This window comes from Burkholderia sp. NLJ2, assembly GCF_049487195.1.
Lineage (GTDB): Bacteria > Pseudomonadota > Gammaproteobacteria > Burkholderiales > Burkholderiaceae > Burkholderia > Burkholderia pyrrocinia.
The window spans coordinates 1,611,615-1,637,959 of sequence record NZ_CP137808.1 but is presented as its reverse complement, the minus strand read 5'-3'; the positions used below and the strand labels follow the sequence as shown (position 1 = coordinate 1,637,959).

The 26,345-nt window shown below is 65.6% G+C and carries 26 protein-coding genes and 1 tRNA gene; 8 read left to right on the top strand and 19 right to left on the bottom strand.

Annotated features, from left to right (window positions below; genetic code table 11):
• Window positions 1–10: 10 nt before the first annotated feature.
• The 11 genes from pheS to R9B84_RS07465 all read right to left on the bottom strand — a co-directional run bounded on the left by pheS (window position 11) and on the right by R9B84_RS07465 (window position 10,027).
• Window positions 11–1,024: a phenylalanine--tRNA ligase subunit alpha gene (gene pheS / locus R9B84_RS07515; RefSeq protein WP_047900506.1), complete on the bottom strand. Its 1,014-nt coding sequence runs from the start codon at window positions 1,022–1,024 to the stop codon at window positions 11–13.
• Between the two features lie 149 nt (window positions 1,025–1,173).
• Window positions 1,174–1,533 (bottom strand): 50S ribosomal protein L20, encoded by a 360-nt coding sequence (rplT, locus tag R9B84_RS07510; protein WP_004192938.1) that lies wholly within the window; start codon window positions 1,531–1,533, stop codon window positions 1,174–1,176.
• Window positions 1,534–1,563: 30 nt separating this feature from the next.
• Window positions 1,564–1,761: a 50S ribosomal protein L35 gene (gene rpmI, locus R9B84_RS07505; RefSeq protein ID WP_004191477.1), complete on the bottom strand. Its 198-nt coding sequence runs from the start codon at window positions 1,759–1,761 to the stop codon at window positions 1,564–1,566.
• A 190-nt stretch (window positions 1,762–1,951) separates the two neighbouring features.
• Window positions 1,952–2,476 carry a translation initiation factor IF-3 gene (gene infC / locus R9B84_RS07500; protein ID WP_071734130.1) on the bottom strand — a complete coding sequence of 175 codons (525 nt, stop codon included), beginning with the start codon at window positions 2,474–2,476 and terminating at the stop codon, window positions 1,952–1,954.
• Between the two features lie 49 nt (window positions 2,477–2,525).
• Complete coding sequence (gene thrS / locus R9B84_RS07495; protein ID WP_423759810.1) at window positions 2,526–4,433, bottom strand: threonine--tRNA ligase; 1,908 nt, start codon at window positions 4,431–4,433, stop codon at window positions 2,526–2,528.
• Window positions 4,434–4,704: 271 nt separating this feature from the next.
• Window positions 4,705–4,781: transfer RNA gene (locus R9B84_RS07490), tRNA-Val, on the bottom strand.
• Between the two features lie 85 nt (window positions 4,782–4,866).
• Entirely contained in the window at window positions 4,867–7,101 is a 2,235-nt protein-coding gene (locus tag R9B84_RS07485; protein WP_423759809.1) for a RelA/SpoT family protein, read from the bottom strand.
• 49 nt (window positions 7,102–7,150) lie between these two features.
• On the bottom strand, window positions 7,151–7,504 hold the full coding sequence (locus tag R9B84_RS07480; protein WP_021162422.1) for a RidA family protein: 354 nt from the start codon (window positions 7,502–7,504) through the stop codon (window positions 7,151–7,153).
• A gap of 80 nt (window positions 7,505–7,584) precedes the next feature.
• Entirely contained in the window at window positions 7,585–8,481 is an 897-nt protein-coding gene (locus tag R9B84_RS07475; RefSeq protein ID WP_423759808.1) for an alpha/beta fold hydrolase, read from the bottom strand.
• Window positions 8,482–8,679: 198 nt separating this feature from the next.
• Window positions 8,680–9,321: a CoA transferase subunit B gene (locus tag R9B84_RS07470; RefSeq protein WP_423759807.1), complete on the bottom strand. Its 642-nt coding sequence runs from the start codon at window positions 9,319–9,321 to the stop codon at window positions 8,680–8,682.
• Window position 9,322: 1 nt separating this feature from the next.
• Window positions 9,323–10,027 (bottom strand): CoA transferase subunit A, encoded by a 705-nt coding sequence (locus R9B84_RS07465; protein ID WP_011545238.1) that lies wholly within the window; start codon window positions 10,025–10,027, stop codon window positions 9,323–9,325.
• Between the two features lie 221 nt (window positions 10,028–10,248).
• On the opposite strand from R9B84_RS07465, the gene R9B84_RS07460 reads away from it, so the two are divergent.
• Window positions 10,249–10,794: a LuxR C-terminal-related transcriptional regulator gene (locus R9B84_RS07460; protein WP_072444303.1), complete on the top strand. Its 546-nt coding sequence runs from the start codon at window positions 10,249–10,251 to the stop codon at window positions 10,792–10,794.
• Window positions 10,795–10,913: 119 nt separating this feature from the next.
• On the opposite strand, the gene R9B84_RS07455 is transcribed toward R9B84_RS07460, so the two are convergent.
• Together R9B84_RS07455 and R9B84_RS07450 are read right to left on the bottom strand one after the other, a co-directional pair.
• On the bottom strand, window positions 10,914–11,354 hold the full coding sequence (locus tag R9B84_RS07455) for an acyl-CoA thioesterase (protein WP_423759806.1): 441 nt from the start codon (window positions 11,352–11,354) through the stop codon (window positions 10,914–10,916).
• A 32-nt stretch (window positions 11,355–11,386) separates the two neighbouring features.
• A complete protein-coding gene (locus R9B84_RS07450) occupies window positions 11,387–12,169 on the bottom strand; it encodes an SDR family oxidoreductase (protein WP_423759805.1) in 783 nt (260 codons plus the stop codon).
• A 176-nt stretch (window positions 12,170–12,345) separates the two neighbouring features.
• On the opposite strand from R9B84_RS07450, the gene R9B84_RS07445 reads away from it, so the two are divergent.
• Window positions 12,346–14,019 (top strand): electron transfer flavoprotein-ubiquinone oxidoreductase, encoded by a 1,674-nt coding sequence (locus R9B84_RS07445; protein ID WP_423759804.1) that lies wholly within the window; start codon window positions 12,346–12,348, stop codon window positions 14,017–14,019.
• Between the two features lie 153 nt (window positions 14,020–14,172).
• Here R9B84_RS07445 and aroC read toward each other — a convergent pair whose 3' ends face one another.
• The 3 genes from aroC to R9B84_RS07430 form a co-directional block, all read right to left on the bottom strand.
• Window positions 14,173–15,273 carry a chorismate synthase gene (aroC, locus tag R9B84_RS07440; RefSeq protein ID WP_423759803.1) on the bottom strand — a complete coding sequence of 367 codons (1,101 nt, stop codon included), beginning with the start codon at window positions 15,271–15,273 and terminating at the stop codon, window positions 14,173–14,175.
• Window positions 15,274–15,518: 245 nt separating this feature from the next.
• Window positions 15,519–17,453, bottom strand: coding sequence for an MFS transporter (locus R9B84_RS07435; protein ID WP_423759802.1), 1,935 nt, complete (start codon window positions 17,451–17,453; stop codon window positions 15,519–15,521).
• Between the two features lie 142 nt (window positions 17,454–17,595).
• On the bottom strand, window positions 17,596–18,051 hold the full coding sequence (locus R9B84_RS07430; RefSeq protein ID WP_423759801.1) for a CBS domain-containing protein: 456 nt from the start codon (window positions 18,049–18,051) through the stop codon (window positions 17,596–17,598).
• A 157-nt stretch (window positions 18,052–18,208) separates the two neighbouring features.
• On the opposite strand from R9B84_RS07430, the gene R9B84_RS07425 reads away from it, so the two are divergent.
• Window positions 18,209–18,526, top strand: coding sequence for an Mpo1-like protein (locus R9B84_RS07425; protein WP_047900495.1), 318 nt, complete (start codon window positions 18,209–18,211; stop codon window positions 18,524–18,526).
• A gap of 24 nt (window positions 18,527–18,550) precedes the next feature.
• On the opposite strand, the gene R9B84_RS07420 is transcribed toward R9B84_RS07425, so the two are convergent.
• The gene (locus tag R9B84_RS07420; protein ID WP_423759800.1) at window positions 18,551–19,882 is read right to left on the bottom strand and encodes a YihY family inner membrane protein; all 1,332 of its coding nucleotides are present in this window, start codon (window positions 19,880–19,882) and stop codon (window positions 18,551–18,553) included.
• Between the two features lie 144 nt (window positions 19,883–20,026).
• Between R9B84_RS07420 and wrbA the strand changes: the two genes are divergently transcribed.
• From wrbA to R9B84_RS07400, 4 genes are read left to right on the top strand one after another with little or no spacing between them, the layout of a single operon-like run.
• A complete protein-coding gene (gene wrbA, locus R9B84_RS07415; RefSeq protein WP_423759799.1) occupies window positions 20,027–20,647 on the top strand; it encodes an NAD(P)H:quinone oxidoreductase in 621 nt (206 codons plus the stop codon).
• The gene (locus R9B84_RS07410) at window positions 20,644–21,036 is read left to right on the top strand and encodes a DUF2069 domain-containing protein (protein WP_423759798.1); all 393 of its coding nucleotides are present in this window, start codon (window positions 20,644–20,646) and stop codon (window positions 21,034–21,036) included. Before wrbA ends, R9B84_RS07410 begins: the two co-directional genes overlap by 4 nt.
• 18 nt (window positions 21,037–21,054) lie before the next feature.
• Complete coding sequence (locus R9B84_RS07405; protein WP_423759797.1) at window positions 21,055–22,476, top strand: FAD-binding oxidoreductase; 1,422 nt, start codon at window positions 21,055–21,057, stop codon at window positions 22,474–22,476.
• A 25-nt stretch (window positions 22,477–22,501) separates the two neighbouring features.
• Window positions 22,502–23,332, top strand: a complete 831-nt coding sequence (locus tag R9B84_RS07400) for a metallophosphoesterase (RefSeq protein ID WP_423759796.1) — start codon at window positions 22,502–22,504, stop codon at window positions 23,330–23,332.
• 59 nt (window positions 23,333–23,391) lie between these two features.
• Here R9B84_RS07400 and R9B84_RS07395 read toward each other — a convergent pair whose 3' ends face one another.
• Both R9B84_RS07395 and R9B84_RS07390 read right to left on the bottom strand, forming a co-directional pair.
• Window positions 23,392–23,556: a hypothetical protein gene (locus R9B84_RS07395; protein ID WP_423759795.1), complete on the bottom strand. Its 165-nt coding sequence runs from the start codon at window positions 23,554–23,556 to the stop codon at window positions 23,392–23,394.
• Between the two features lie 117 nt (window positions 23,557–23,673).
• A complete protein-coding gene (locus tag R9B84_RS07390) occupies window positions 23,674–24,615 on the bottom strand; it encodes a LysR family transcriptional regulator (protein WP_423759794.1) in 942 nt (313 codons plus the stop codon).
• A 157-nt stretch (window positions 24,616–24,772) separates the two neighbouring features.
• On the opposite strand from R9B84_RS07390, the gene R9B84_RS07385 reads away from it, so the two are divergent.
• Window positions 24,773–26,341 carry an efflux transporter outer membrane subunit gene (locus R9B84_RS07385; RefSeq protein WP_423759793.1) on the top strand — a complete coding sequence of 523 codons (1,569 nt, stop codon included), beginning with the start codon at window positions 24,773–24,775 and terminating at the stop codon, window positions 26,339–26,341.
• Window positions 26,342–26,345: the final 4 nt, after the last annotated feature.

Sequence of the window (26,345 nt, the reverse complement as noted above, 5' to 3'; positions counted from 1 at the left end):
GCGAGCGGCGTTATGCGAACTGGCGCAGGAAACGCAGGTCGTTCTCGAAGAACAGCCGGAGATCCTGGACGCCGTAGCGCAGCATCGTCAGGCGCTCGAGGCCGCTGCCGAACGCGAAGCCGATGTAGCGCTCGGGATCGAGGCCCATGTTGCGAATCACGGTCGGATGTACCTGCCCCGAGCCGGAGATCTCGAGCCACTTGCCGGCGTTCTTGCCTTGCTCGAACATCATGTCGATTTCGGCCGACGGTTCCGTAAACGGGAAATACGACGGACGGAAGCGCACGAGGATGTCGTCGCGCTCGAAGAATTTTTTCAGGAAGTCGGTATAGACGCCCTTGAGGTCGGCGAAGCTGATGTTTTCGTCGATCCACAGCCCCTCGACCTGATTGAACATCGGCGAGTGGGTCGCATCGCTGTCGACGCGATACGTGCGGCCCGGCGCGATCACCTTGATCGGCGGACGGTTCATGCGCGCGTAGCGCACCTGCATCGGGCTCGTGTGCGTGCGCAGCAGCAACTGGCGGCCGTCGGCGTCCTTGCCTTCGACATAGAAGGTGTCCTGCATCGAACGCGCCGGATGGTTCTCCGGGCTGTTCAGCGACGTGAAGTTGTACCAGTCGGTCTCGATTTCGGGACCGTCGGCCACGTCGAAACCGATCGAGCCGAAAATCTGTTCGACGCGCTCCCACGTGCGCATTACGGGGTGCAGGCTGCCTGCACCGGCGCCGCGGCCCGGCAACGTCACGTCGATCGCCTCGGTGGCGAGACGCTGGTTCAACAGCGCATCGGCCAGCGCCTGGCGACGTGCGGTCAGCGCGGCTTCGACCTGCTGCTTCACGACGTTGATGCGTGCGCCTTCGGTCTTGCGTGCTTCGGGATCGAGCTTGCCGAGGCCTTTCAGCAACTCGGTCAGCGCACCCGACTTGCCGAGAAATCGTGCTTTCTCGTTTTCGAGCGTGGTGATGTCGGCAGCCTGTTCGAAGGACTGCTGCGCGTCGGCGACAATCTGGTCCAGATCCATAGATCCCATCATTTCCAACGTCATTCGGTCTTGGTGAGCGAAATCGCCCATCCAAACAAAAAAGGGGCTCGGAAGAGCCCCGTTTTCGCTGCAGCGGCCGAGACTACCGGATCATCGCTGCAACTAACCACGCAGTGCTAATTTCGCAATTAGGCTGCAACGGCGGCTTTCACCTGCTTGACGATCGCAGCAAAAGCAGCCTTGTCGAACACCGCCATGTCGGCCAGTACCTTACGGTCGAGTTCGATCGACGCCTTCTTCAGGCCGTTGATGAACACGCTGTAGGTCATGTCGTGCTGGCGAACTGCCGCGTTGATACGCGTGATCCACAGTGCGCGGAACACACGCTTCTTGTTGCGGCGATCGCGGTACGCGTACTGACCAGCGCGCATCACCGCCTGCTTGGCGATGCGGTAGACGTTATTGCGGCGGCCGCGATAACCCTTGGCCAGGTTGATGATCTTCTTGTGGCGGGCCCGTGCGGTTACCCCACGTTTGACTCGAGGCATGTTTCTCTCCTTTGAGTATCGATTGAGGGGTTACGCGAACGGGAGCATCGCGCGGACGGAGTTCAGATCGGAATCATGAACTGCCGTGGCGCCGCGCAGATGACGCTTGTTCTTCGTGGTTTTCTTGGTCAGGATGTGGCGCTTGAAGGCTTGACCGCGCTTGACGGTACCGCCCGGACGCACCACGAAGCGCTTTGCAGCGCTCTTCTTGGTCTTCATCTTAGGCATGACGAACAACTCCAGTTTATTAGATGGCGATGGGTGTGCGGTTGGCTTGCGCCCTTGACCCGCCCTTCGAAACCCAGTCCACTTGTGTACGGCGAACCGCTTGCGCAGCCGCCGTCATTGCTGGCGCGCCGCCCTGACCGGGCAACGCGCCGAACCACTGTCGAACCTGCGCGCGAAGCGCGCGGGCCCGTTACTTCTTTTTCTTCGGCGAGAGCACCATGATCATCTGGCGCCCTTCCATCTTCGGCATCTGCTCGACCTGGCCGACTTCCTCGAGATCCGTGCGCAGACGCTCAAGCATCCGCATACCGATTTCCTGGTGGGCCATTTCACGGCCGCGGAAACGCAACGTGATCTTCGTCTTGTCGCCCTCTTCGAGGAAGCGCACGAGATTGCGGAGCTTGACGTTGTAATCCCCGTCATCGGTACCCGGGCGGAACTTGACTTCCTTGACCTGGATGACCTTCTGCTTCAGCTTCGCTTCGTGCTGCTTCTTCGATTCCTGGTACTTGAACTTGCCGTAATCCATCAGACGGCAAACCGGGGGAACCGCTTGCGGCGCGATTTCCACCAGGTCAACATCCAGTTCTTCCGATTTACGGAAAGCATCAGCGAGTTTTACGATACCGAGCGGTTCGTTCTCGATCCCGACCAGACGCACTTCCGGCGCAGTGATTTCACCGTTGATGCGATGCGACGACTTATCAGTAGCGATGTTACGTTTCCTCTAAAAATTAAAAAAACGAGCCGCGCTGCCAGGGCGGTTACTTGAACGAGCGCAGGTCTTCCTGCAGACGCTCAACGAAGGCATCGACCGGCATCACGCCAAGATCGACGCCGCCACGGGCACGCACGGCTACCGTTTGCGCATCACGCTCCTTATCGCCCACGACGAGGAGATAAGGCACCTTTTCCAGCGTGTGCTCGCGTATTTTATAGCTAATCTTCTCGTTGCGCAAATCGGCCGTCACTCTAACCCCTTGTTTTTGCAACGATTGGGCCAGAGATTGCGCATATTCGACCTGACTTTCGGCGATATTGAGCACAACAGCCTGCATCGGCGCGAGCCAGACCGGCATTGCCCCAGCATGGTGCTCGATCAAAATGCCGAGGAATCGCTCCATCGAACCGACGATCGCACGGTGCAGCATCACGGGCCGGCGACGGCTGTTGTCTTCCGCCACGTACTCGGCGCCGAGGCGCTCCGGCAGCATCATGTCGAGCTGCAGCGTGCCGCACTGCCACGAACGGCCGAGCGCGTCCTTGATGTGGTATTCGATCTTCGGACCGTAGAACGCACCCTCGCCCGGCAGCTCTTCCCACTGGAGGCCGCACGCCGTCAGCGCTTCACGCAGGCCCTGCTCGGCACGGTCCCACGTTTCGTCGGAACCCATGCGCTGCTCCGGACGCAGCGACAGCTTGATGTCGATGTGGTCGAAGCCGAAATCGCCGTACACGCTCATCGCGAGCTTGTTGAACGCGATCGACTCGGCAATGATCTGGTCTTCCGTACAGAAGATGTGCGCATCGTCCTGCACGAAGCCGCGCACGCGCATCAGGCCGTGCAGCGCACCCGACGCCTCGTTGCGGTGGCACGAGCCGAATTCCGCGTAACGCAGCGGCAAGTCGCGGTACGAACGCAGGCCGTGCTTGAACACCTGGACGTGCCCCGGGCAGTTCATCGGCTTGATCGCGTAATCGCGCTTCTCCGACTCCGTCGTGAACATGTTCTCGCGGTAGTTCTGCCAGTGGCCGGACGCTTCCCACAGCGAGCGGTCCATGATCATCGGCGTCTTGATCTCGAGGTAGCCGGCTTCGTTCACGCGGCGGCGCATGTACTGCTCGACCTGCTGCCACAGCGCCCAGCCCTTCGGATGCCAGAACACCATGCCCGGCGACTCTTCCTGCATGTGGAACAAGTCGAGTTGCTTGCCGAGCTTGCGGTGGTCGCGCTTTTCCGCTTCCTCGAGCATGTGCAGGTACTGGTCCTGGTCTTCCTTCTTCGTCCAGGCCGTGCCGTAGATGCGCTGCAGCTGCTCGTTCTTCGAATCGCCGCGCCAGTACGCGCCTGCGACCTTCATCAGCTTGAACACCTTCAGCTTGCCGGTCGACGGCACGTGCGGGCCACGGCACAGGTCGGTGAAGCCACCGTGCGAATACAGCTTGATGTCGTCGCTCTGCGGAATCGATTCGATGATCTCGGCCTTGTACTTCTCGCCGAGGCTGCGGAAATAACCTGCAGCCTCGTCGCGCGACACGACGCGGCGCGTAACGGGCTCGTCCTTCTTCACGAGTTCCTGCATGCGCTTTTCGATCTTTTCCAGATCTTCCGGCGTAAACGGACGGTTATACGAGAAGTCGTAATAGAAGCCGTTGTCGATCACGGGGCCGATCGTCACCTGCGCATCCGGATACAGTTCCTTCACTGCGTACGCGAGCAAGTGCGCGGTCGAGTGGCGGATGATGTCGAGGCCGTCGGCATCCTTGTCCGTGACAATGGCGAGCGACGCGTCGCGGTCGATCACCGTGGACGTATCGACGAGCTCGCCGTCGAGCTTGCCACCAAGCGCAGCCTTCGCAAGGCCGGGACCGATCGAGGCTGCAACCTCGGCAACTGTCACCGGATGCTCGTATTGTCGAACTGAGCCGTCAGGCAAGCGTATCGAAACCATAGCAATCTCCGTGATGCCGACAGTGGGCGGCAGACCAGGCACGCGATGTAAAAGTCACGCGCGGAATTTTCGCGACAAAAAAAATGCGGCCCCGCTTTCGAGGGGCCGCATTCGATACTTCACTCAAACTGAAAGGGCGAAAACGTTCCTCGACTAGCGTCGCTCCGAAGTGGTTTCGGTCAACGTTCGCGGTGTCATAACCGTATTCGCCTTGTTTGCGTTGAGCTATTTACTGCATCGAACACCCGGAGACCGGGCATTCTCAATTCGTTGGTAGGCTCGATTGGACTCGAACCAACGACCCCCACCATGTCAAGGTGGTGCTCTAACCAGCTGAGCTACGAGCCTAGAGAAGCTGAAATTATATGGAGCCGCTATCGGTTTGGCAAGCGTTTTTATGCGGTCGCAGCAAAATAACGGTGTTCCAACCCCATCACGCCTTGCGTCCGGCCCGCACGACGCCCTGCACCTCGCCGAGCAGCGTGCAGGCACGCTGGACTTGCGCCGAGTTCGACACCTCGACCGTGAATTGCATGAATGCCGCATTGCGGCGGCTCTGCGTCTTCACGCCCACGACGTTGATCTTTTCGCGTGCGAACACTTCGGAGATGTCGCGCAGCAACCCTTGCCGGTCGCTCGCCTCGATCATCAGGTCGACCGGATAAACGGACGCGCCGCGCCCGCCCAGCACGTCGGCCGACCAGGTCGTCTGCAGCACGCGCTCCGGTGCGCGCTCGACCATCCGGCGAAACGTCGGGCAGTCGCTGCGGTGGATCGACATCCCCTTGCCGCGTGTGACGAAGCCGCTGATCGGATCGGGCGGCGCCGGCCGGCAGCAACGCGCGAGCTGCGTCAGCAGCGCGTCGACGCCCACCACCAGCACGCCGGTCGACGCGCCGTGCGCGACGCTCGCGCCGCTGCTGCGCTTCTCGAAATCGGCAGGCGCCTCGGGCGTCGGCTCAGGCGGCGGCGCATCGGACAGCGCGTGCTCGACATTGCGCAGGCTGAATTCTTCCTTGCCGACGACCGAGAACAACTCCTCGGGCGACTTGAAGCCGAGCTTCGCGGCCAGGTTGTCCAGGTTGACCGACGTCTTGCCTTCGCGCTGCAGCGTCTTTTCGACAAGCGCCCGGCCGTGCGCGACGTTTTCCTCCTGCTCGATCGAGTTGAACCACGCCCGCACCTTCTGACGTGCGCGTGAGCTCTTCAGGTAACCGAGCTGCAGGTTCAGCCAGTCGCGCGATGGCCCGCCCTCCTTCACCGCGACGATCTCGACCGTCTGGCCGTTCGCGAGCGGCGTGTTCAGCGGCACCATCGCGCCGTCGACGCGCGCGCCGCGGCAACGATGACCGAGCTCGCTGTGCAGGTGGTACGCGAAATCGACCGGCGTCGCGCCCTGCGGCAACGCGATCACGCGCGCCTGCGGCGTCAGCACGTAGATGTGGTCGTCGTCGAGCGACGTCTCGCGCAATTGCGCCCACGCCTGGTCGCCCGATACCCCGGGGCCGTCCTCGACGTCGTCCTTCCACGCGAGCAACTGGCGCAGCCACGCGATCTTCTCGTCGTACTTGTCGCTCGCCGAGAACTGGCCGCCATAACCGCGCGCGCCGGCCTCCTTGTAGCGCCAGTGCGCGGCAACGCCGTACTCGGCGAAGCGATGCATCTCCTGCGTGCGGATCTGCACTTCGAACGCCCGGCCGTCGTCACCGATCACGACCGTATGCAGCGACTTGTAGCCGTTCGGCTTCGGTCGCGAGATGTAGTCGTCGAACTCCTTCGGCACCGGCTGCCACAGGTGATGCACGATGCCGAGCACCGTGTAGCAATCCTTGATGTCGGGCACGATCACCCGAAACGCGCGGACGTCGTACAGCTCGGAGAAATCGAGCTCCTTGCCGCGCATCTTGCGCCAGATGCTGTAGATATGCTTCGGCCGGCCGCTCACGTCGGCCTGGATGTTCGCGTCCGCCAGCTCGTGCTGCAGCCGCGCGATCGCCTGCGTGACGTACGCCTCGCGTTCGATGCGCTTCTCGTCGAGCAGCTTCGCGATCCGCTTGTAGGTGACGGGATCCTCGAAGCGGAACGCGAGATCCTCGAGCTCCCACTTCAGTTGCCAGATCCCGAGACGGTTCGCGAGCGGCGCATAGATCTCGAGCGTCTCGCGCGCGACGTCGGGCGGCGGGTCGATCTTCGCGGCCGCGTAGTAGCGCAGCGACTGCAACCGCGACGCGAGCCGGATCAGCACCACGCGGATGTCCTGCGCGAACGCGAGGAGCATCTTGCGCAGCGCCTCGATCTGCGTGCGCCGCTCTTCCGCCGCGTCGCGCCCCGCGTCGGGCACCGCATTCTGTGCGGCACGCAGGCTGACGGTGCCGAGCCGCAACAGCTTGCGCACGTCGGATACGAGCCGCGCCACTTCGTCGCCGAAACGCTCGGTGAGCTCGCGCTCGGGATTGCTCAGGTGCGGCGTCAGTACGAACAGCGCGGCGGCCTGCATCGCAGACGGATCGACGTTCAGCGTACGCATGATCGACGCCGTGCCCGCCGAATGATCGGCAAGCAGTTCGCCGGACGACAGGCGCGCGTCGCCGGCCCGCTCGCGCACGAACGCAAGCACGTCGTCGAACGACGGTGCCGCGACGGGGGAAGTGGAAACGGACTCGGTCATTGCACGGTCTGACGGAATGCGGTCATCGTCGGTTAATGCTTTGCCCCGCTCAGCTCCGCTGCGCGGCGACGACCACGATCTCGACGAGCAGCGCCGGATCCGCGAGCTTCGCCTCGACGGTGGCGCGCGGCGGCGTGTTGCCCTGCGCGACCCACGCGTCCCACTCCGCATTCATGCCGTCGAAGTTCGCCAGATCCGAGATGTAGATCTGCACCGACAGCAGATGCGCCTTGTCGCTGTTCGCTTCGGCGAGCAGGCGGTCGATGTGGCCGAGCACTTCGCGCGTCTGGCCCTTGATGTCCTGGGTGGTGTCTTCGGCGATCTGGCCTGCCAGATACACGGTACCGTTGTGGATCGCGGTTTCGGAGAGACGGGCCCCGACGTGGTGACGAATGACTGCCATGGAATGTTCCGGTCGTGAGTGGGTGAAGAATCGGACGGCGACACGGCCCGCGTGCCGCCGAACCGCACATTATGACGCGTTTATGCGTCGCCTTCGACGAAAAACCGCCGTGCGAGCGCAATCTGGTCGGCGCCGATGAACGCCGGCGCGTGGCCCGCACCCGGAATCTCGGCCTGCGTCACATGCCGGCCGCGGCGCATCATGTCGGCCACCGTCTCGCGCGACAGCAGGTCGGACGTCTCGCCGCGCACGACGAGCATCGACGCGTCCGTCGTCTCGATGGCGCGCCACAGCGCGGCCTCGCCGCGCGCGGCCAGTTCGGGCGTCGTCGCCTTGAACGGCTCCGCGATGCGCGGATCGTAGCGCATCGTCCAGCTACCTTCGGGCAGCTCGCGCAGCAGCGGCCCGTTGATCTCGCGCCACTCGTCGGCGGTCAGCGCGCCGAACGGCAGCGACAGCGACGTCAGATAGTCGATCCCTTCCTGCTCGGTCGCGAAGCGCGGCTGCACGCCGAGATATTCGCCGATGCGCGTCAGCGAATCGGGCTCGATGCGCGGGCCGACGTCGTTGACGATCATCCGGCGCAGCGGCGAACCGGGCAGCCCCGCAAGCGCCATGCCGATCAGGCCGCCCATCGACGTGCCGAACCAGTCGACCGATTCGACGTCGAGCCGTGCGATCAGCGTCACCATATCGGCCACGTATTGCGGAATCGCATAGAGCCGCGGATCGGCAAGCCAGTCCGACCGGCCGCGCCCGACGACATCGGGGCAAACGACGTGATACGTATCGGACAGCGCGGCAGCGAGCCGGTCGAAATCGCGCCCGGAACGGGTCAGGCCATGCACGCAGACCAGCACGCGCGGGTTGGCGGGATCGCCCCACTCGGTATAGGCGATGTGGTGCAGGCCGGCAGCGCTCGCACACTGCACGCGCCGCTGGCGAGGAACCGCCGGATTCGCTGGGGTCGTTGGCATCGTTGGCATCCTGTCGAACGGGGGCGACGCGCGGGGCAACGCTTGCGACGCCCGATGCAAACGATTGTAAACCGCTTCCGTCGTGCGGGTCGGCTCACCGGGCACCGAACAGGCGGCACGATCGCCTTCAACGACAAACGCCCCGCATGCCGTCGTGCGGCATGCGGGGCGTCGAAACCGCGCCGATGCGCGGCGAACTTATGCGACCGCGCTGACGTCGAGCGGCGCGCCCGTCTTCGCCTGGATCTCGTCGGCGCTCACGCCGTCGGCGAGCTCGAGGACCTTCAGGCCGGCCGGCGTCACTTCGATCACGCCGAGATCGGTGATGATCAGGTCGACCACACCGACACCCGTCAACGGCAGGTTGCACTCGCCGAGGATCTTGTGCTGGTCGCCCTTCGCGACGTGCTCCATCAGCACGACGACGCGCTTCACGCCGGCGACGAGGTCCATCGCACCGCCCATGCCCTTGATCATCTTGCCGGGGATCATCCAGTTCGCGAGGTCGCCCTGCTTGCTGACCTGCATCGCACCGAGGATCGCGAGGTTGATGTGACCGCCGCGAATCATCGCGAACGAGTCGGCCGACGAGAAGATCGACGAGCCCGGCAGCGTCGTGACGGTCTGCTTGCCGGCGTTGATGAGATCGGCGTCGACCTCGTCTTCGGTCGGCGACGGACCGATGCCCAGCAGGCCGTTCTCCGATTGCAGCCACACCTCGACGCCTTCCGGCACGTGGTTCGCGACGAGCGTCGGCAGGCCGATGCCGAGGTTCACGTAGAAGCCGTCCTGCAGTTCCTTCGCCGCGCGCGCGGCCATCTGGTCACGATTCCAGGCCATGTCAGTCTCCTTTCGCGCGTACGACGCGTTGTTCGATGCGTTTTTCCGGCGTCGCGTTCAGCACGATGCGCTGCACGAAAATCCCCGGCGTATGGACCTGGTCCGGATCGAGTGTGCCGTTCTCGACGATCTCCTCGACCTCCACCACGGTGATCTTGCCGGCCATCGCGCACATCGGGTTGAAGTTGCGCGCGGTGCGGCGATAGATCAGGTTCCCGGACTTGTCGGCCTTCCACGCCTTCACGAGCGCGACGTCGGCCGTCAGCGACGGCTCGAGCACGTAGTGGCGATCGCCGAACTGGCGCGTTTCCTTGCCTTCCGCGATCACGGTGCCGTAGCCGGTATTCGTGAAGAACGCGGGGATGCCCGCGCCGCCCGCGCGCAGCTTTTCGGCCAGCGTGCCTTGCGGCGTGAATTCGAGCTCGAGTTCCCCGGCCAGGTACTGGCGCTCGAACTCCTTGTTCTCGCCGACGTACGACGAGATCATCTTCTTGATCTGGCGCGTTTCCAGCAACAGGCCGAGACCGAAACCGTCGACGCCTGCGTTGTTGCTGATGCACGTGATGCCCTTGACGGCCGAATCGCGCAACGCCGCGATCAGCGCCTCCGGAATCCCGCACAGGCCGAAGCCGCCCACCGCGAAGGTCTGTCCGTCGCGGACGATCCCTTCCAGCGCGGCAGCCGCGCTTGGATAGACTTTGTTCATCTGTTGTCCCTTCCTTTATGGAAACCAGCGAAACCGGTTCACGCGCCCATGTGGGCCGCAAGCCCGCCGCATCATTCTATGCATGCGCGGCGATGCGTGCGTCGAGGCGCGCTGTTTTTATGCCGCGGCAAAGCCGCGAGATGCCCGAAAGGGTACGATGCGGCGCGGATGCGGCACAATACGCAAAAATACATAAGCGTTTGCCTCCGGTTGCCTGCGCCATGCCCGCTCTCGATTACCAGACTGCCTTCCACCTCGCGCCGCTCGGCCTCGTGATGTCGCGCGACCGCGTAATCGAGGACTGCAACGACGCGCTCGCGTCGATCTTCCGCTGCGCGCGGGCCGACCTGATCGGGAAATCGTACGAGGTGCTCTACCCGTCGACGGACGAATTCCAGCGAATCGGCGAGCGCATCTCGCGCGTGATGGCCGCGAACGGCATCTACTCGGATGACAGAATCATGAAACGGGCCGACGGCGAGCTGTTCTGGTGCCACGTGACGGGCCGCGCGCTCGACCGCACCGCGCCGCTCGCCGCCGGCGTCTGGACCTTCGAGGATTTGAGCGCGACGCGCCGCGTCGCCGTCGAGCTGACTCCGCGCGAGCGCGAGATCGCCGCACAACTCGCGACCGGCAAGACCAGCAAGCAGATCGGGCGCGTGCTCGACATCAGCTCGCGCACGGTCGACATCTACCGCGCACGGCTGATGCGCAAGTACGGGACGAACAACACGCCGGAGCTGCTGCAGCGCCTGCTCGGGCAGTGAACGGGCAACAAACGGCAGCGCCCGGATGACAATCGGCCGCGCATGGCGGCCGATTCGGGTAACAACAACGGGCATCGCGACTCACCGGCGCGCCGGCGCCGGCCTCGCCGTATCGGCGCTCAGCCGATTTTCGTCGCGAGCGCGCGCTCGATCGTGTCGCGCAACAGTTGCGGCAGCGGCACCGACTTGCCGAGCGCATAGTCGACCCATACGCAGCGCGCGTTGCCGCGCGCATAGACGTGCTGCGGATCGTCTGCACGCGTGAGTTCGAAACCGGTATCGAAGCTGCTTCGGCCGGGTTTCGCGGCCGACATCTTGGCAATCACGTCGCCCGGATAGTGCAGTTGCTTGAGGAACTCCATCGACGCCGTGACGATGACGGGCCCCTGCCCCTCGCCGTTGCCGCCGGCGATGCCGAGTTCCTCGAACCACGAGATCCGCGCCTGCTCCATGTAGCGGAAATAGACCGTGTTGTTCACGTGGCCGAACGCGTCCATGTCGCCCCAGCGGATCGGCATCGACATCTCAAAAACGGGTGAGTAATCGCTTGTTACGCTCATTGCAATCTTCTTTGTTGCTGTATGTCGTCCGCTCAGGCGAGGCCGAAGCCGTCGTCGGCGGAGATAATCGAGCCATTGATGAACTGCGACTCGTCGGCCGCGAGCAGCAACAACAGCCCGTCGAGATCCTGCGGCTTGCCGACGCGCCGGCGCGGCAGCATCGACTGCAGCTTCTGGCCCTGCTCGGTTTCCCACAGGTAATGATTGATTTCGGTATCGATATAGCCCGGACAGATCGCGTTGACGTTGATCCCGTGGCGCCCCCATTCGAGCGCCATCGCGCGCGTCATCTGCACGACCGCGGACTTGCTCATCGCGTACAGCCCGATCTGCGGGAACACGCGCAGGCCGGCCACCGACGCGATGTTGATGATCCGGCACGGCGGCTTGCCGTTACCGCTGCCGTTCGCGCGCATGATCATCCGCTTCGCGACTTCCTGCGCAACGAAAAACGCGCCGCGCGTATTGGTATCGAACACGAATTCGAAATCGGCCGGCGTCACGTCGACGAGCTTCTGCATCGTCGAAACGCCCGAATTGTTCACGAGGATGTCGATCGTGCCGGCTTCCGTCTCCGCGTGCGCGACCGCCGCCTTGATGCTCTGAACGTCCGTGACGTCGAGCGACACCACGTGCGCGGCGCCCCCCTCCGCCTCGATCTCCGCGCGCAGCTCCTTCAGGCGCTCGACGCGGCGGCTCGCCAGCACGACCTTCGCACCGGCCTGCGACAGTACCTGCGCAAAGCGTTGCCCGAGACCGCTCGACGCGCCCGTGACCAGCGCAACCTTGCCTTCCAGATTGATCGACCGACCCATTGCACACCCCTTTCGATATCGTTTCGCCGCCCCGGACAGCGCAGCCCGTGCGGCATAACCCTAGCATAAAAATAGAACGATCGTGCTAATCTAGCCACCTGCTGTTGCGGCAAGCGTTTCGTTTCGCAGACAATACGCTCCCGAATAAAAGCATTCTAACGGTTAGAGGAACGCCAATGACCCCCGCAAGCCTCATCGAGCAATACGGCCCGCGCGAATCGATGGAATACGACGTCGTGATCGTCGGCGGCGGCCCCGCCGGGCTGTCGGCGGCGATCCGGCTCAAGCAGTTGGCCGCCGAGAAAGGCACCGAGATCGGCGTGTGCGTGCTCGAGAAGGGTTCCGAGATCGGCGCGCACATCCTGTCGGGCGCGGTGATGGACCCGCGCGCGATCACCGAACTGTTCCCCGACTGGAAGGAGCAGGGCGCGCCGCTCAGCGTCGAGGTGACGGAAGACCGCTTCCTGTTCCTGTCCGAGAAGAGCGCGGTGACGACGCCGAACTGGGCGTTGCCCGAGAACTTCAAGAACCACGGCAACTACGTGATCTCGCTGGGCAACGTCACGCGCTGGCTGGGCCAGCAGGCGGAAGCGCTGGGCGTCGAGATCTTCCCGGGCTTCCCGGCTGCCGAGATTCTCTATAACGACGACGGCTCCGTGAAGGGCGTCGCGACCGGCAACATGGGCGTGGGCAAGGACGGCGAGCCGACCGAGAACTTCCAGCTCGGCATGGAGCTGCACGCGAAGTACACGCTGTTCGCCGAAGGCTGCCGCGGCCACCTCGGCCGCCAGTTGATCTCGAAGTTCAAGCTCGACGCGAACGCCGATCCGCAGGCGTACGGGATCGGCATCAAGGAACTGTGGGAAATCGATCCGGCCAAGCACAAGCCGGGCCTCGTGATTCACACGGCCGGCTGGCCGCTGAAGTCGGATACCTACGGCGGCTCGTTCCTGTATCACATGGACAACAACCAGGTCGTGGTCGGCTTCGTGGTGGGCCTCGGCTACACGAACCCGTACCTGTCGCCGTTCGAGGAATTCCAGCGCTACAAGACGCATCCGTCGATCCGCGCGTTCCTGGAAGGCGGCAAGCGCGTGTCGTACGGCGCGCGCGCGATCACCGCGGGCGGGCTGCTGTCGCTGCCGAAGACGGTGTTCCCGGGCGGCGCGCTGATCGGCGACGACGCGGGCTTCCTGAACGCATCGCGGATCAAGGGCAGCCACGCGGCGATCAAGACCGGCATGCTGGCGGCCGACGCCGCGTTCGACGCGCTGCAGGCCGGCCGTCAGAGCGACGAGCTCAATGCGTACCCGGACGCCTTCAAGCAGTCGTGGCTGTACACGGAGCTGTACCGCGCGCGCAACTTCAAGCAGTGGATGGCCAAGGGGCTGTACCTGGGCACGCTGATGGTCGGGCTCGAGCAGAAGGTGATGGGCGGCAACGTGCCGTGGACGCTGCATCACCAGCACGCGGACCACGAGATGCTGAAGCCGGCGTCGCAGTGCGAGCCGATCGAGTATCCGAAGCCGGACGACAAGCTGACGTTCGACCGGCTGTCGTCGGTGTTCATCTCGAACACGAACCACGAGGAGAACCAGCCGGCGCACCTGACGCTGAAGGATGCGAGCGTGCCGGTGAACGTGAACCTGCGCACGTACGCGGGGCCGGAGGCGCGCTTCTGCCCGGCGGCGGTGTACGAGTTCATGAAGAACGACGACGGCAGCGATCGGCTGGTGATCAACGCGCAGAACTGCGTGCACTGCAAGACCTGCGACATCAAGGACCCGACGCAGAACATCGTGTGGGTCACGCCGGAAGGCGGCGGCGGGCCGAATTACCCGAACATGTAACCTGCCGGAACGCGCCGCCACGAGCGGCGCGTTTTTTGCCCGGCCACGCTGCAATCTGCTGCAAACGAAACGGGGCGCTGCATCAAGCAGCGCCCCGTTTGCATTCATCGCTCGACGGTCGAGACGAGGCGCCCGGCGCCCCGCCCGCTTGCGTCAGGTCGCACTGCCCGCGATCTTCGGCGTCGGCGTCTCGACGTCGCCGCACTGCGCGCGATGGCGCAGCGCATGATCGATCAACACCAGTGCGAGCATCGACTCGGCGATCGGCGTGGCACGAATGCCGACGCACGGATCGTGGCGGCCGAAGGTTTCCACCGTGGCCTCCTCGCCGGCCTTCGTGATCGAGCGACGCGGCGTGCGGATGCTCGACGTCGGCTTGATCGCGATCGACACGGTGATGTCCTGCCCCGTCGAAATCCCGCCGAGCACGCCGCCCGCATGGTTGCCAACGAAACCGCCCGGCGTCAGCTCGTCGCCGTGCACCGAGCCGCGTTGTGCGACGCTGTCGAAGCCCGCGCCGATCTCGACGCCCTTCACCGCGTTGATGCTCATCATTGCCTTCGCGATATCCGCATCGAGGCGGTCGAACACGGGTTCGCCCCAGCCGACCGGCACCCCCGACGCGACGACGTCGATGCGCGCGCCGATCGAATCGCCGTCCTTGCGCAGCGCATCCATGTAGGCCTCGAGCTCCGGAACGACCGCCGCGTTCGGCGAGAAGAACGGGTTCTCGCGCACATGCGACCAGTCGACGAACGGCACGTCGATCTCGCCGAGGCCGCTCATGTAGCCGCGCACCTCGACGCCGAAGCGCTCGCGCAGCCACTTCTTCGCGACCGCACCCGCGCCGACGATCGGCGCGGTCAGGCGCGCGGACGAGCGGCCGCCGCCGCGGTAGTCGCGGATGCCGTACTTCTGCCAGTAGGTGTAATCGGCATGGCCGGGACGGAACGTCTCGACGATGTTGCCGTAGTCCTTGCTGCGCTGGTCGGTATTGCGGATCAGCAGCGCGATCGGCGTGCCGGTCGTCACGCCTTCGAACACGCCCGACAGGATCTCGACCTCGTCAGCCTCCTGCCGTTGCGTCACGTGCCGCGACGTGCCGGGCTTGCGGCGATCGAGCTCGACCTGGATGTCGGCTTCGGTCAGCCCCATCCCCGGCGGGCAGCCGTCGATCACGCAGCCGATCGCGGGACCGTGCGATTCGCCGAAGGTCGTGACAGTGAAAAGCGTGCCGAGGGTATTGCCGGACATGATGGAACCGCCCAAAGAGAAATGGGCAAACCGATGCGCTGCCCGGGCCGCAGGCAGGTCGATCGTTTGCCGGTCGAGAAAAGAGGTAAACCGCTATTATGCCAGCCGTCCCGGGCCGGCGGGCCGCATGAAACGCCGGCCAGGCGCACGGTGCGCGCGTACGCGGCCCGGATGGGGCGGCCGGAAGCCCGTTCAGGCCGGCTTGCAGCCGAATGCCTGCCCGCGCCGTGCCCGCAGGCGCCTGCCTACTTCCGCGCGCCGCGCAGTTCGGTCACCGCGGCCTGCAGCGACTCGGGCGTTGCAACCGACGCCGGGATCGGCTCGCCGACCGCCAGCGTCAGCCGGCTCATCACGCCGCGCTTGATGGGCCGCGGCATCCGCGCATCGGAATGCCGTGAGAAATAGCTGCCCCAAAGCCCGCGCAGCGCCATCGGAATCACCGGCGCCGGCGTGCGGCTCAGGATCTCGGTGATGCCGTGATGGAACGTATTGATGTCGCCCGTCTTCGTCAGCTTGCCCTCCGGGAAGATGCACACGAGTTCGCCATCCTTCAGCGCGGCCTCGCACGCGTCGTACGCGCGCGTGAGCATCTCGGGATCCTCGTGGCGCGGCGCGATCGGGATCGCCTTTGCATGCCGGAACACCCAGCTCGCGAAGCGCGTCTTGAAGATCCGGTGATCCATCACGAAACGGATCGGGCGCGGGCTCGCGGCGGCCAGCACAAGCGCATCGACATAGCTGACATGGTTGCAGACGAGCACGGCCGCCCCTTCCGCCGGGATCCGCTCCGCGTGCACGAGGCGAATCCGGTAGAAGGTATGCACGAGCACCCACGCGACGAAGCGCAGCAGGAACTCGGGCACCAGCAGGTAGATATACGTCGCGACGATCACGTTCAGCAGCGCGGTGACGAGGAACAGGCCCGGGATGTCGACGCCGGCCTTGGTCAGCCCCATCGCCATCACGGCCGACAGGATCATGAACAGCGCGTTCAGGATGTTGTTCGCGGCGATAATCCGCGCGCGGTGCGTCGGCGCGCTGCGGCTCTGGATCAGCGCGTACAGCGGCACGCTGTAGAAGCCGCCGAACATCGCGAGCAGGAACAGGTCGGCGAGGATGCGCCAGTGGCGCGCGCCGGCCAGGAATTCGCCGACCGACAGCAGATGGCCGGGCGCCGGCAGCGCGTGGCTCGCGAAATACAGCTCGATCGCGAACACGCTGATGCCGATCGAGCCGAGCGGCACGAGGCCGATCTCGACGCGCCGCTGCGACAGGCGTTCGCACAGCAGCGAGCCGAGGCCGATGCCGACCGAGAACGTCGCGAGCAGGATCGTGACGACGTCGGGGCTCGCGGACAGCACGTCCTTCGCAAAATTGAAGAACGACGTGAGGAACGTCGCGCCGACGAACCACAGCCACGAGATGCCGAGCAGGCTCAGGAACACGGTGCGGTTCTGCCGCGCGAGCCCGAGGTTGCGCCAGGTCTCGCTGAACGGATTCCAGTTGATCACGAGATCGGGCTGCGGCGCCGGCGTGGACGGCACGCGCTGCGAGACGAGCCGCCCCGCGATCGCGATGACGACGACGCTCACCGCGAGCACGCGCTCGCCGCTGCCTTCGATGCCCGCGGCCGCGCCGCCGATGATGGTGCCGATCAGGATCGCGATGAACGTGCCCATCTCGACGAGGCCATTGCCGCCGACCAGTTCGTGCTCGCCGAGATGCTGCGGCAGGTACGAATACTTGACGGGCCCGAACAGCGTCGAGTGCATCCCCATCATGAACGTGCACAGATACAGCAGGGTCGCGCTGTGCGTGACGAAGCCGGCCGCGCCGACCAGCATCAGCACGATCTCGAAGGTCTTCACGAAGCGCGTGAGGGTCGCCTTGTCGTACTTGTCGGCGATCTGGCCGGACGTCGCCGAGAACAGCACGAACGGCAGGATGAAGATCGCGGAAATCAGGAATGCGGCAGTCTTCGCGTCGACGCCGGAGAACCGCGCGGTGTGATAGGTGACGAGCGACGTGAAGCCGATCTTGAAGACGTTGTCGTTCAGCGCGCCGAGGAACTGAGTCGTGAAGAACGGTGCGAAACGGCGCTCGCGCAGCAGGTCGAACTGCGACGCGTGGGCGCGCCGTTCGTCGCGCTGCCCCGAAGTGGCTTGCGTTTGGTCGCTCATGCGGAATACGCGCGCGTCGTCTTGGCGAAGCTGCGCGGGCCTTGTCGTGTTGTCGTTGAAAAAACGGCGGCGCAGGACAAACCTGCGCCGCCGCGTGCCGGATGGCGGCGCCTGCGCATCATGACGCAAGGCGCGGCGTGGTTCACGGCTTGTGCGCTTCGGCTTCCGATTCCGGCCAGTCGCGGATGTACGCCTTCAGCATCCGGTTCTCGAAGCTCTGCGCCTCGACGACCGTCTTCGCGACATCGTAGAACGAAATGACGCCCATCAGCACCTTCTTGTCGAGCACGGGCATGTAGCGCGCGTGGCGCTCGAGCATCATCCGGCGCACTTCGTTGACGTCCGTTTCGGGCGTGCACGTGAGCGGCTCGTCCATCACCTTGCGCACCTGCACGTCGCCGAGCGCGCCGCCGTTGACGTGCAAACGCAAGATGATCTCGCGGAACGTCAGCATCCCGACGAGATCGCCGTACTCCATCACGACCAGCGAACCGATGTCGTGCTCGGCCATCGTATCGACCGCTTCGCGCAGCGGTTTATCGGGCGTCACCGTAAACAACGTGTTGCCCTTCACTTTCAGAATATCGCTGACGCGCATCGTAGTCCCCTCATGCTTGAATGCAAAACCTCTTTCGATCCTATCGGAAAGCCTGTCAAAAGGAAAGCGCGGGCCGGCGCGGCGGGCCGCCCCCGCTTGCGGACACCGGCCGCCGGCCGCACAATGGCCCCATGAACAGCGGCCCGAGGAGATGGCCATGGCGCATACGCATTCGGAGCAATTCGCCAGCTTCGCTGATTTCTACCCGTATTACCTGAACGAACACCAGAACCTGACGTCGCGGCGGCTGCACTTCATCGGCTCGCTCGGCGTGATCGGCTGCGTCGCGATGGCGATCGCGACCGGCCACTGGCTGTGGCTGCCGGCGGCTGTCGTCTGCGGCTACGGGTTCGCATGGGTCGGACACTTCTTCTTCGAGAAGAATCGCCCGGCCACGTTCCGGCACCCGATCTACAGCCTGATGGGCGACTGGGTGATGTTCAAGGACATCTGCACCGGCAAGATTCCGCTGTAGTCACAGGGTGGCCGGGCGCCGCATTCACGCGGGCCGCGGCGGCCGCGCGTGCGGGTCGGGCACGCCTTCCGGCGCCTGCCCCGGGATACCCGTCGGCTGTGCGCCCGCAAGCCGGTGCGCGGCGATCAGCGACGCGAGCGACACGTCGAACCGCTCGTTCGACAGCACCTCGAGCAGCGCCGCGCCATCGACATGGCTGCGCCGCCGCTGCAACTGATAGGTCAGTTCCGTGCGGTCGATCACCAGCACGTCGAACAGTTGCGCGAGCGTCAGTTGCTCCGGGTTCGCGAGCAGGACGTAGCGCGGCGCGGCATCGCCGCCGGCGTCCAGCCGCGCAATCCATTCCCGCTCCTCCATCGTCGTCAGCAACCGCTGCGCGGTTTCCATGTCGCACCGCAGCATGGTCGCAAGCCGCACCGCCGCGTACCCGGGCTTGCCGGCCGCGCGTGCCTCGGCAAGCCGCGCGAGCAGTTCGAGCGCATCGAGCAGGTCGCTGCCCGGATAGTGGATGCGATGGAACTGACCGACGCGGATCGCCGGCAGCGCGGACGCCACCATCGCGCCGAGCAGCGCGACGAACCAGCTGAGGTACACCCACAGCAGGAACACCGGCAGCGCCGCGAACGCGCCATAGACGGCCGTATAGGTCGGAATGCGCCGCACGTAGTAGCCGAAACCGCGTTTCGCGAACTCGAACGCGACGGCCGCGAAGAGTCCGCCGATCACCGCGTCGCGCCATGCGACCGTGCAGTTCGGCAGGTACACGTACAGCAGCGTGAACGCGAGCACCGTCAGCGGCAGCGACGCGAGCGCGAGCAGCCACTCGACGATCGACGTGGACGGCCCCGCGCCGGTGAACGCGAGCGACTGCGTGAACAGGTACGACGAGATCGACAGGCTCACGCCGAACAGCAAGGGCCCAAGCGTGATCAGCGCCCAGTACGCGAGCACGCGCTGCGCGAACGGCCGCGGCTTGCGCACGCGCCAGATCAGGTTGAAGGCCGATTCGATCGTCATCATCGTCATCACCGACGTGACGACGAGCACGATCAGGCCGGCCGTCGTCAGCCCCTTGGCCTTCGACGCGAACTGGTTCAGGTACTTGAAGATCTGGGTGTTGAACTGCGCGGGCATCAGGTGATCCGCGAGGAACCCCTGCAGCGAGATCTGGAACGACGCGAACATCGGGAACGCGGTGAACAGCGCGAACGCGACCGTCACGAGCGGCACGAGCGCCAGCATCGTCGTGAAAGTCAGACTGCCCGCCACTTGCGGGATGCGATCCTCGGCGCTGCGCCGGGCAGCGAACTGCGCGAGGCGCTTGAGGGTGTCGAGATCGACGCTCAACTTCGGCAAACGGCTTCTCCTTCTTGATGCCGCGCGCCTCACGGCGCGCCGCCGCCGCGCTGCGCGACGGCTTCAGCCCCTATAATAGCCGCTCGATCCAGCAGGGGCCGACTGCACCGGGCACGCGCGCGGCCGCACGCGGCTCCGTAGCCCATGAAAGACATCCTCGTCCTCTATTACAGCCGTCACGGCGCCACGCGCGATCTCGCGCTCGCCATCGCCAACGGCATCGACAGCGTGCCGGGCATGCAGGCACGCATCCGCACCGTGCCGTCCGTGTCGACCGTCTGCGAAGCCAGCGCCCCCGACATCCCCGCCGACGGCCCGCCCTATGCGGAACTGCGCGACCTCGAGGAATGCGCGGGCCTCGCGCTCGGCTCGCCGACCCGTTTCGGCAACATGGCCGCCTCGCTCAAGTATTTCCTCGACGGCACGACGCCGCAATGGCTGTCGGGCGCGCTGACCGGCAAGCCGGCGAGCGTGTTCACGTCGACGGGCAGCCTGCACGGCGGCCAGGAATCGACGCTGCTGTCGATGATGCTGCCGCTGCTTCATCACGGGATGATGATCGTCGGGATCCCGTACACCGAATCCGCACTCAGCACGACGCGCACCGGCGGCACGCCGTACGGCGCGTCGCACGTCTCGCAGCACGATCGTGCTGCGCCCGGCGGGCTGTCGGCGGACGAAAAGGCGCTCGCGGCCGCGCTCGGCGTGCGGCTCGCACGCGCGGCGGCCGCCCTCTCCGACGCCCAGGCCGCCGACGCCGCATGAACGCGCCCGCCCGCCCCGCCGTTGCCGCCCGGCCGCGCTACGCGCTGGCCGCCGCCGCGTGCCTCGTCGCGCTGATCGCGCTGTCGCTTGCGTGGGAGCTGTGGCTCGCGCCGCTGCGCCCGGGCGGCTCCGCACTGATGCTCAAGGCTGTGCCGCTCGCGCTCGCACTGCCCGGCGTCTGGCGGCGTAACATCTATACGATGCAGTGGGCGAGCATGCTGATTCTCGTCTATTGCGCCGAAGGCATCGTGCGCGGTATGTCCGATCGCGGGTTGTCCGCAACGCTCGGCTGGTGCGAGACCGCGCTCGCCGTCGGTTTTTTCGTGGCGGCGCTGGCGTACGTCGCGCCGTTCAAGCGCGCGGCAAAAAGGTCGCGCGCCGCGTCCTGACCCTTACGCGACAAGGTGATGATGTCCTCCGAAGCTTTCGTTTCCGCGTGCCGTGACGCGATCGGCGCCGACCACGTGCTGACCGACCCGCACGATACCGAACCGTTCCTGACCGACTGGCGCCGCCGTTACAAGGGTGCCGCGTGCGCGGTGCTGAAACCCGCGAACACGGCCGAAGTCGCCGCACTCGTCAAGCTGGCCAACGCGCACGGCATCGCGCTCGTACCGCAAGGCGGCAACACGGGCCTCGCCGGCGGCGCGACGCCCGACGCGAGCGGCAGCCAGGCCGTGCTGAGCGTCGCGCGGCTGAACCGCGTGCGTGCGCTCGATCCGCACAACAACACGATTACCGTCGAAGCCGGCGTGATCCTCGCCGATGTGCAGGCGCGCGCCCGCGAAAGCGGCCGGCTGTTCGCGCTGAGCCTCGCGGCGGAAGGCAGTTGCACGATCGGCGGCAACTTGTCGACCAATGCGGGCGGTACCGCGGTGCTGCGCTACGGCAACGCGCGCGAGCTGTGCCTGGGGCTCGAGGTCGTAACGCCGCAGGGCGAGATCTGGGAGGGCCTGCGCGGGCTGCGCAAGGACAACACGGGCTACGACCTGCGCGACCTGTTCATCGGCGCGGAAGGCACGCTCGGGATCATCACCGCTGCAGTGATGAAGCTGCATCCGCTGCCGGCTGCACAGGTCACGGCACTGGCCGCGCTCGAATCGCCGCACGCGGCGCTCGACTTCCTCGCGCTCGCGCAGCGCGCGGCCGGGCCGTTGCTGACCGGCTTCGAGCTGATGTCGGATTTCTGCATGCAACTCGTCGGCAAGCACTACCCGCAACTGCGCTACCCGTTCGCGCAGACGCATTCGCAGACGGTGCTGCTCGAACTGTCCGACAACGAAAGCGAAACGCATGCGCGCGCGCTGTTCGAGAAACTGATGGAAGAAGCGTTCGAAGCCGGGCTCGTGGTCGACGCGGTGGTCGCGGAGAATCTCGCGCAGTCGCGCGCGTTCTGGGACCTGCGCGAACACATCCCGCTCGCCCAGGCCGACGAGGGGCTCAACATCAAGCACGACATCGCGGTGCCGATCTCGTCGGTCGCGCGCTTCATCGACGAGACCGACGCGGCGATCCAGCAGGCCGCGCCGGGTGCGCGGATGGTCACGTTCGGCCACCTCGGCGACGGCAACCTCCACTACAACGTGCAGATGCCCGAAGGCGGCGATTCGAAGGCGTTCCTCGCCGCATTTCAGGCGCCGATCAACCGGATCGTCTACGACAACGTGCATCGCCACCACGGCACGATCAGCGCGGAACACGGGATCGGCCAGTTGAAGATCGACGATGCGCAGCGCTACAAGTCGCCGGTCGAAACGACGCTGATGCGCACGCTGAAGACCGCGCTCGACCCGCGCGGCCTGATGAATCCCGGCAAGGTCCTGCGCTGAAGCCGCCCACTCCGGAGCGAAGCCCGTGAAAGTCCGCGTCCTGTCCGACCTGCATCTCGAAAGCAACCAGCCCGACGTGATCGCGCATGCCGACGCGAATCTCGTCGTGCTGGCCGGCGACATCCACAATCACGCGGAAGGCCTGCGCTGGGCCGCCGAGACGTTCGACCCGGCTGTACCGGTGATCTACGTGCCGGGCAACCACGAGTACTACGACGGGGAATTCGGCGCGCTGGAGACGGCGATGCGCGACGCGGCGCATGCGCTCGACAACGTGCATTACCTGAACAACGGCGTCTACGTCGATCCCGAGCAGCGTTTCCGCGTACTCGGCACGACGCTCTGGACCGATTTCTCGCTGTTCGGCAGCGACGAAGCCAGCATCGCCACCTCAATCGAAGCCGCGCTGCACGTGATGCTCGATTTCAAGGGGTTGATCCAGGTGACCTGGCCGCACGACGCGGCGCTGCATGCGGCACCGGGCACGGCGGAACGGGATTTCTCGCCGGCCGATGCGATCGCGCTGCATCGGCAAAGCCGTGCGTGGCTGGAAGCGCAGCTCGCGGTGCCGTTCGCGGGGCGGACGATCGTCGTCACCCACCACGCGCCGCATCGGCGCTCGCTGGCGGAACGCTATGCGGAAGACCTCGCGTCGGCGGGGTTCGTCACGGATATGGCGGAACTCGTGCGGCCGCCGGTGGATCTGTGGATCCACGGCCACACGCATACGTCATTCGACTACGTGGCGGACGGCGGCACACGCGTGGTGTGCAATCCGCGCGGCTATATCCACCGGCGCACCGGCGAACTGGAAAATACCGCGTTCGCGTGGAACAAGGTCGTCGAGCTCGGCTGAACGCCGGCCCGCCCGGCCGCATTGCGCGGCCTTCTCCGACCCGGGCTGATATGACCCGATCAGCGGTCGTTGCGGCGCGCGCCATGCTGGGCCGCGCGCACGCGCACCGGCACCGGCTTCATCTGCGCCTTCGCCTTCATCGCACGCAGCAGGTCGCGGGTCGCCGCGGCGGCAGCGGCCGCGCCAAGCAGGACGCCAAGGCCGATCATCAGGTGCGTATCCATTGCTACTCCGGTGTGACGTATCTCGATTACTCTAACAGTATCAAACTGTCCGACACGCGTTCGTAAAAAAATGTTGCGTGAAGGACAAATCTCGTCAGATTGCGGTCAACCGCGCTGTCATGTCGCACGCGTGTACTGCGCGAGCGCGGCTTCGTCGGCTTCGAGCGTGGCCGGCAGTTCGTCGCGCAGGAAATCGACCCAGGTGCGGATTTTCGCGTCGAGGTACTGGCGCGACGGATACAGCGCGTAGATGTTCATCACGTGCGACCGGTACTCGGGCATCACGCGCACGAAGTACCCGCTGCGCAGCCCGCCGATCGCCGAATAGAGCGGCAGCCCGCCGATCCCCATCCCCTCCCGCACGGCCACCGCGAGCGCTTCCGCAACGTTCACGCGAAACGGCGGCGCCGCGATCGGAACGACCTCGTCGCCATTCGGCCCCGACAGCGTCCAGTCGTCGTAGTGAAAGCCCGGCGTGACCATCCCGAGGCACACGTGCTGCGCGAGATCCGCCGGCCGCCGCGGCACGCCATGCGCCTCGACGTAGCCGGGCGATGCGCACACGACGCTGTAGCTCTCGCCGAGCCGCTGCGATACGAGCCCCGAATCGGGCAGGTCGCGGCCGACGACGATCGCGACGTCGTACCCCTCGTCGAGCAGGTCGGGCATCCGCTGCGCGAGCGTCAGCTCGACGTGCACGTCCGGATAGCGCTCGCGATAGCGCGCGATGGCCGGCACCAGGTAGTGCTGGCCGAGGCTCGTGAAGCAATGGACCTTCAGCTTGCCCGACGGGCGCGCGTGCGCGTCGCCGGCCTCGGCTTCGGCCTGCTCGACATACGCGAGGATCTGCTCGCAGCGCTGCAGGTAGCGCTCGCCGGCTTCGGTCAGCGCGATCCGCCGCGTGGTGCGGTTCAGCAGGCGCGTGCGCAGGTGCGCCTCGAGATCCGAGACCGCGCGCGACGCATAGGCGGTGGTCGAATTCATCTGCTGGGCGGCCGCGGTAAAGCTTCCCGCGTCGACCACGCGGACGAATACCCGCATGTTTTGTAACGTATCCATCCCATTACCCGTTTGAATCCGGACGGATTGTTGCACAGAGGCGAACAAGTATTGTCTCAGGATTCGTAAAAATGACTTGCACCGTTGTCCATTTATTCAGGAATCACTGAAAAATATAATCGCATCCGACTCATCTATATCCGAAAGGGAGAAAATCGTGCAGTCTCCGGCGACAAAAGGGACGCTCGCACTGGCGGTTCTTGCAGTCTCATTAATAATGGCCGGATGCGCGAGCATGGGCGACAACAAGCCGCAGTCGGCCCGTATCGAAGCGAATGCGCTCGATGCCGGCGCCGCGATCCGCGCGGCCGACCGCGACGCGGGCTGGCCCGCGGCCGACTGGTGGCGCGCCTACCGCGATCCGCAACTCGATTCGTGGATCGCCGCCGCCCAGGCCGGCAACCCGACACTCGCGGCCGCCGAGGCGCGCGTACGCGAAGCGCAGGCAATGGCGCGCGTCGCCCGCTCGGCCGAACTGCCGCAGATCAACGGCAATCTTTCGCTGATGCGCGAGCACTGGCCCGACAACGTGTTCTACGGCCCGGGCCCGCTCGCGAACGCCGATACCTGGAACAACACCGGCACGCTCGGCCTGTCGTATCACCTCGACCTGTGGGGCAAGGACAAGAACGCAACCGAGCGCGCGCTCGACACCGCCCATGCGACCGCCGCCGACGCGCGCGCGGCGAAGCTCGAGCTCGAAGTCAACGTCGTGCGTGCGTATGTCGGAATGTCGATGAACTATGCGCTGCTCGACCTCGCGCACGCAACGTTCGAACGCCAGCGCTCGCTCGCCGATCTCGCGCGCAAGCGGCTGCAGGCCGGCCTCGGCACGCAGCTCGAAGTGAGCCAGGCGGAATCGACGCTGCCCGATTACGAGCGCCAGATCGACAGCTATGAAGAAGCGATCCAGCTCGCGCGCCACCAGCTCGCCGCGCTGGCCGGCAAGGGCCCGGGCGCCGGCGACGCGATCAAGCGGCCGCAGCTTTCGCTCGACGCGCCGGCCGGCCTGCCGTCGGCGCTGCCGGCCGACCTGCTCGGCCGCCGCCCCGATGTGGTCGCGGCGCGCTGGACGGTCGACGCGCAGGCGCGCGGCATCGATGTCGCAAAGGCCTCGTTCTACCCGAACATCGACCTGCTCGCGACGGTCGGCGGCTTCGGCGTGACCGCGCCGTTTACCGACTTCCTGCGCGCGATGAACGGCGGCTGGACGGCCGGCCCCGCGCTGTCGCTGCCGATCTTCGAAGGCGGCCGGCTGCGCGCGCAGCTCGGCGCCGCGAATGCCGGCTACGACCAGGCGGTCGAGCACTACAACCAGACGATCGTCGGCGCGCTCAAGGACATCGCCGACCAGGTCGTGCGAATCCGCTCGCTCGATACGCAGAAAAAGGACGCCGCGCGCTCGGTGGCCGCCAACGACCGCAGCTACCAGTTGTCGCGCGAAGGCTTCCGCCGTGGGCTGACCGATTACGTGAACGTGCTGATTGCGCAACAGCAGTTGCTGCGCGCGCAGGAGACGGCGGCCCGCATCGACGCGGAACGCCTCGCCGCGCACGCGCAGTTGATGGCCGCGCTCGGCGGCGGCGTCGAGACGGGCAAGGACGTTCCCGCCGACGACGTACCCGCCGCGGGCGCCGCCGCGTCGGACGCGAAGCCCGTGGCGGCGGTCGCCCGCCCAGCGCAGGTCGCCGCCGTCGGCGCGTCCGGCGTGCCGGCCTTACGGTAACGCG

What these genes read in the sequence shown, in the direction of transcription:
- pheS (WP_047900506.1), bottom strand. Translation starts at nt 1,024, where the DNA reads ATGGATCTGGACCAGATTGTCGCCGACGCGCAGCAGTCCTTCGAACAG.
- rplT (WP_004192938.1), bottom strand. Translation starts at nt 1,533, where the DNA reads ATGCCTCGAGTCAAACGTGGGGTAACCGCACGGGCCCGCCACAAGAAG.
- rpmI (WP_004191477.1), bottom strand. Translation starts at nt 1,761, where the DNA reads ATGCCTAAGATGAAGACCAAGAAGAGCGCTGCAAAGCGCTTCGTGGTG.
- thrS (WP_423759810.1), bottom strand. Translation starts at nt 4,433, where the DNA reads ATGGTTTCGATACGCTTGCCTGACGGCTCAGTTCGACAATACGAGCAT.
- R9B84_RS07485 (WP_423759809.1), bottom strand. Translation starts at nt 7,101, where the DNA reads ATGACCGAGTCCGTTTCCACTTCCCCCGTCGCGGCACCGTCGTTCGAC.
- R9B84_RS07480 (WP_021162422.1), bottom strand. Translation starts at nt 7,504, where the DNA reads ATGGCAGTCATTCGTCACCACGTCGGGGCCCGTCTCTCCGAAACCGCG.
- R9B84_RS07475 (WP_423759808.1), bottom strand. Translation starts at nt 8,481, where the DNA reads ATGCCAACGACCCCAGCGAATCCGGCGGTTCCTCGCCAGCGGCGCGTG.
- R9B84_RS07470 (WP_423759807.1), bottom strand. Translation starts at nt 9,321, where the DNA reads ATGGCCTGGAATCGTGACCAGATGGCCGCGCGCGCGGCGAAGGAACTG.
- R9B84_RS07465 (WP_011545238.1), bottom strand. Translation starts at nt 10,027, where the DNA reads ATGAACAAAGTCTATCCAAGCGCGGCTGCCGCGCTGGAAGGGATCGTC.
- R9B84_RS07460 (WP_072444303.1), top strand. Translation starts at nt 10,249, where the DNA reads ATGCCCGCTCTCGATTACCAGACTGCCTTCCACCTCGCGCCGCTCGGC.
- R9B84_RS07455 (WP_423759806.1), bottom strand. Translation starts at nt 11,354, where the DNA reads ATGAGCGTAACAAGCGATTACTCACCCGTTTTTGAGATGTCGATGCCG.
- R9B84_RS07450 (WP_423759805.1), bottom strand. Translation starts at nt 12,169, where the DNA reads ATGGGTCGGTCGATCAATCTGGAAGGCAAGGTTGCGCTGGTCACGGGC.
- R9B84_RS07445 (WP_423759804.1), top strand. Translation starts at nt 12,346, where the DNA reads ATGACCCCCGCAAGCCTCATCGAGCAATACGGCCCGCGCGAATCGATG.
- aroC (WP_423759803.1), bottom strand. Translation starts at nt 15,273, where the DNA reads ATGTCCGGCAATACCCTCGGCACGCTTTTCACTGTCACGACCTTCGGC.
- R9B84_RS07435 (WP_423759802.1), bottom strand. Translation starts at nt 17,453, where the DNA reads ATGAGCGACCAAACGCAAGCCACTTCGGGGCAGCGCGACGAACGGCGC.
- R9B84_RS07430 (WP_423759801.1), bottom strand. Translation starts at nt 18,051, where the DNA reads ATGCGCGTCAGCGATATTCTGAAAGTGAAGGGCAACACGTTGTTTACG.
- R9B84_RS07425 (WP_047900495.1), top strand. Translation starts at nt 18,209, where the DNA reads ATGGCGCATACGCATTCGGAGCAATTCGCCAGCTTCGCTGATTTCTAC.
- wrbA (WP_423759799.1), top strand. Translation starts at nt 20,027, where the DNA reads ATGAAAGACATCCTCGTCCTCTATTACAGCCGTCACGGCGCCACGCGC.
- R9B84_RS07410 (WP_423759798.1), top strand. Translation starts at nt 20,644, where the DNA reads ATGAACGCGCCCGCCCGCCCCGCCGTTGCCGCCCGGCCGCGCTACGCG.
- R9B84_RS07405 (WP_423759797.1), top strand. Translation starts at nt 21,055, where the DNA reads ATGATGTCCTCCGAAGCTTTCGTTTCCGCGTGCCGTGACGCGATCGGC.
- R9B84_RS07395 (WP_423759795.1), bottom strand. Translation starts at nt 23,556, where the DNA reads ATGGATACGCACCTGATGATCGGCCTTGGCGTCCTGCTTGGCGCGGCC.
- R9B84_RS07390 (WP_423759794.1), bottom strand. Translation starts at nt 24,615, where the DNA reads ATGGATACGTTACAAAACATGCGGGTATTCGTCCGCGTGGTCGACGCG.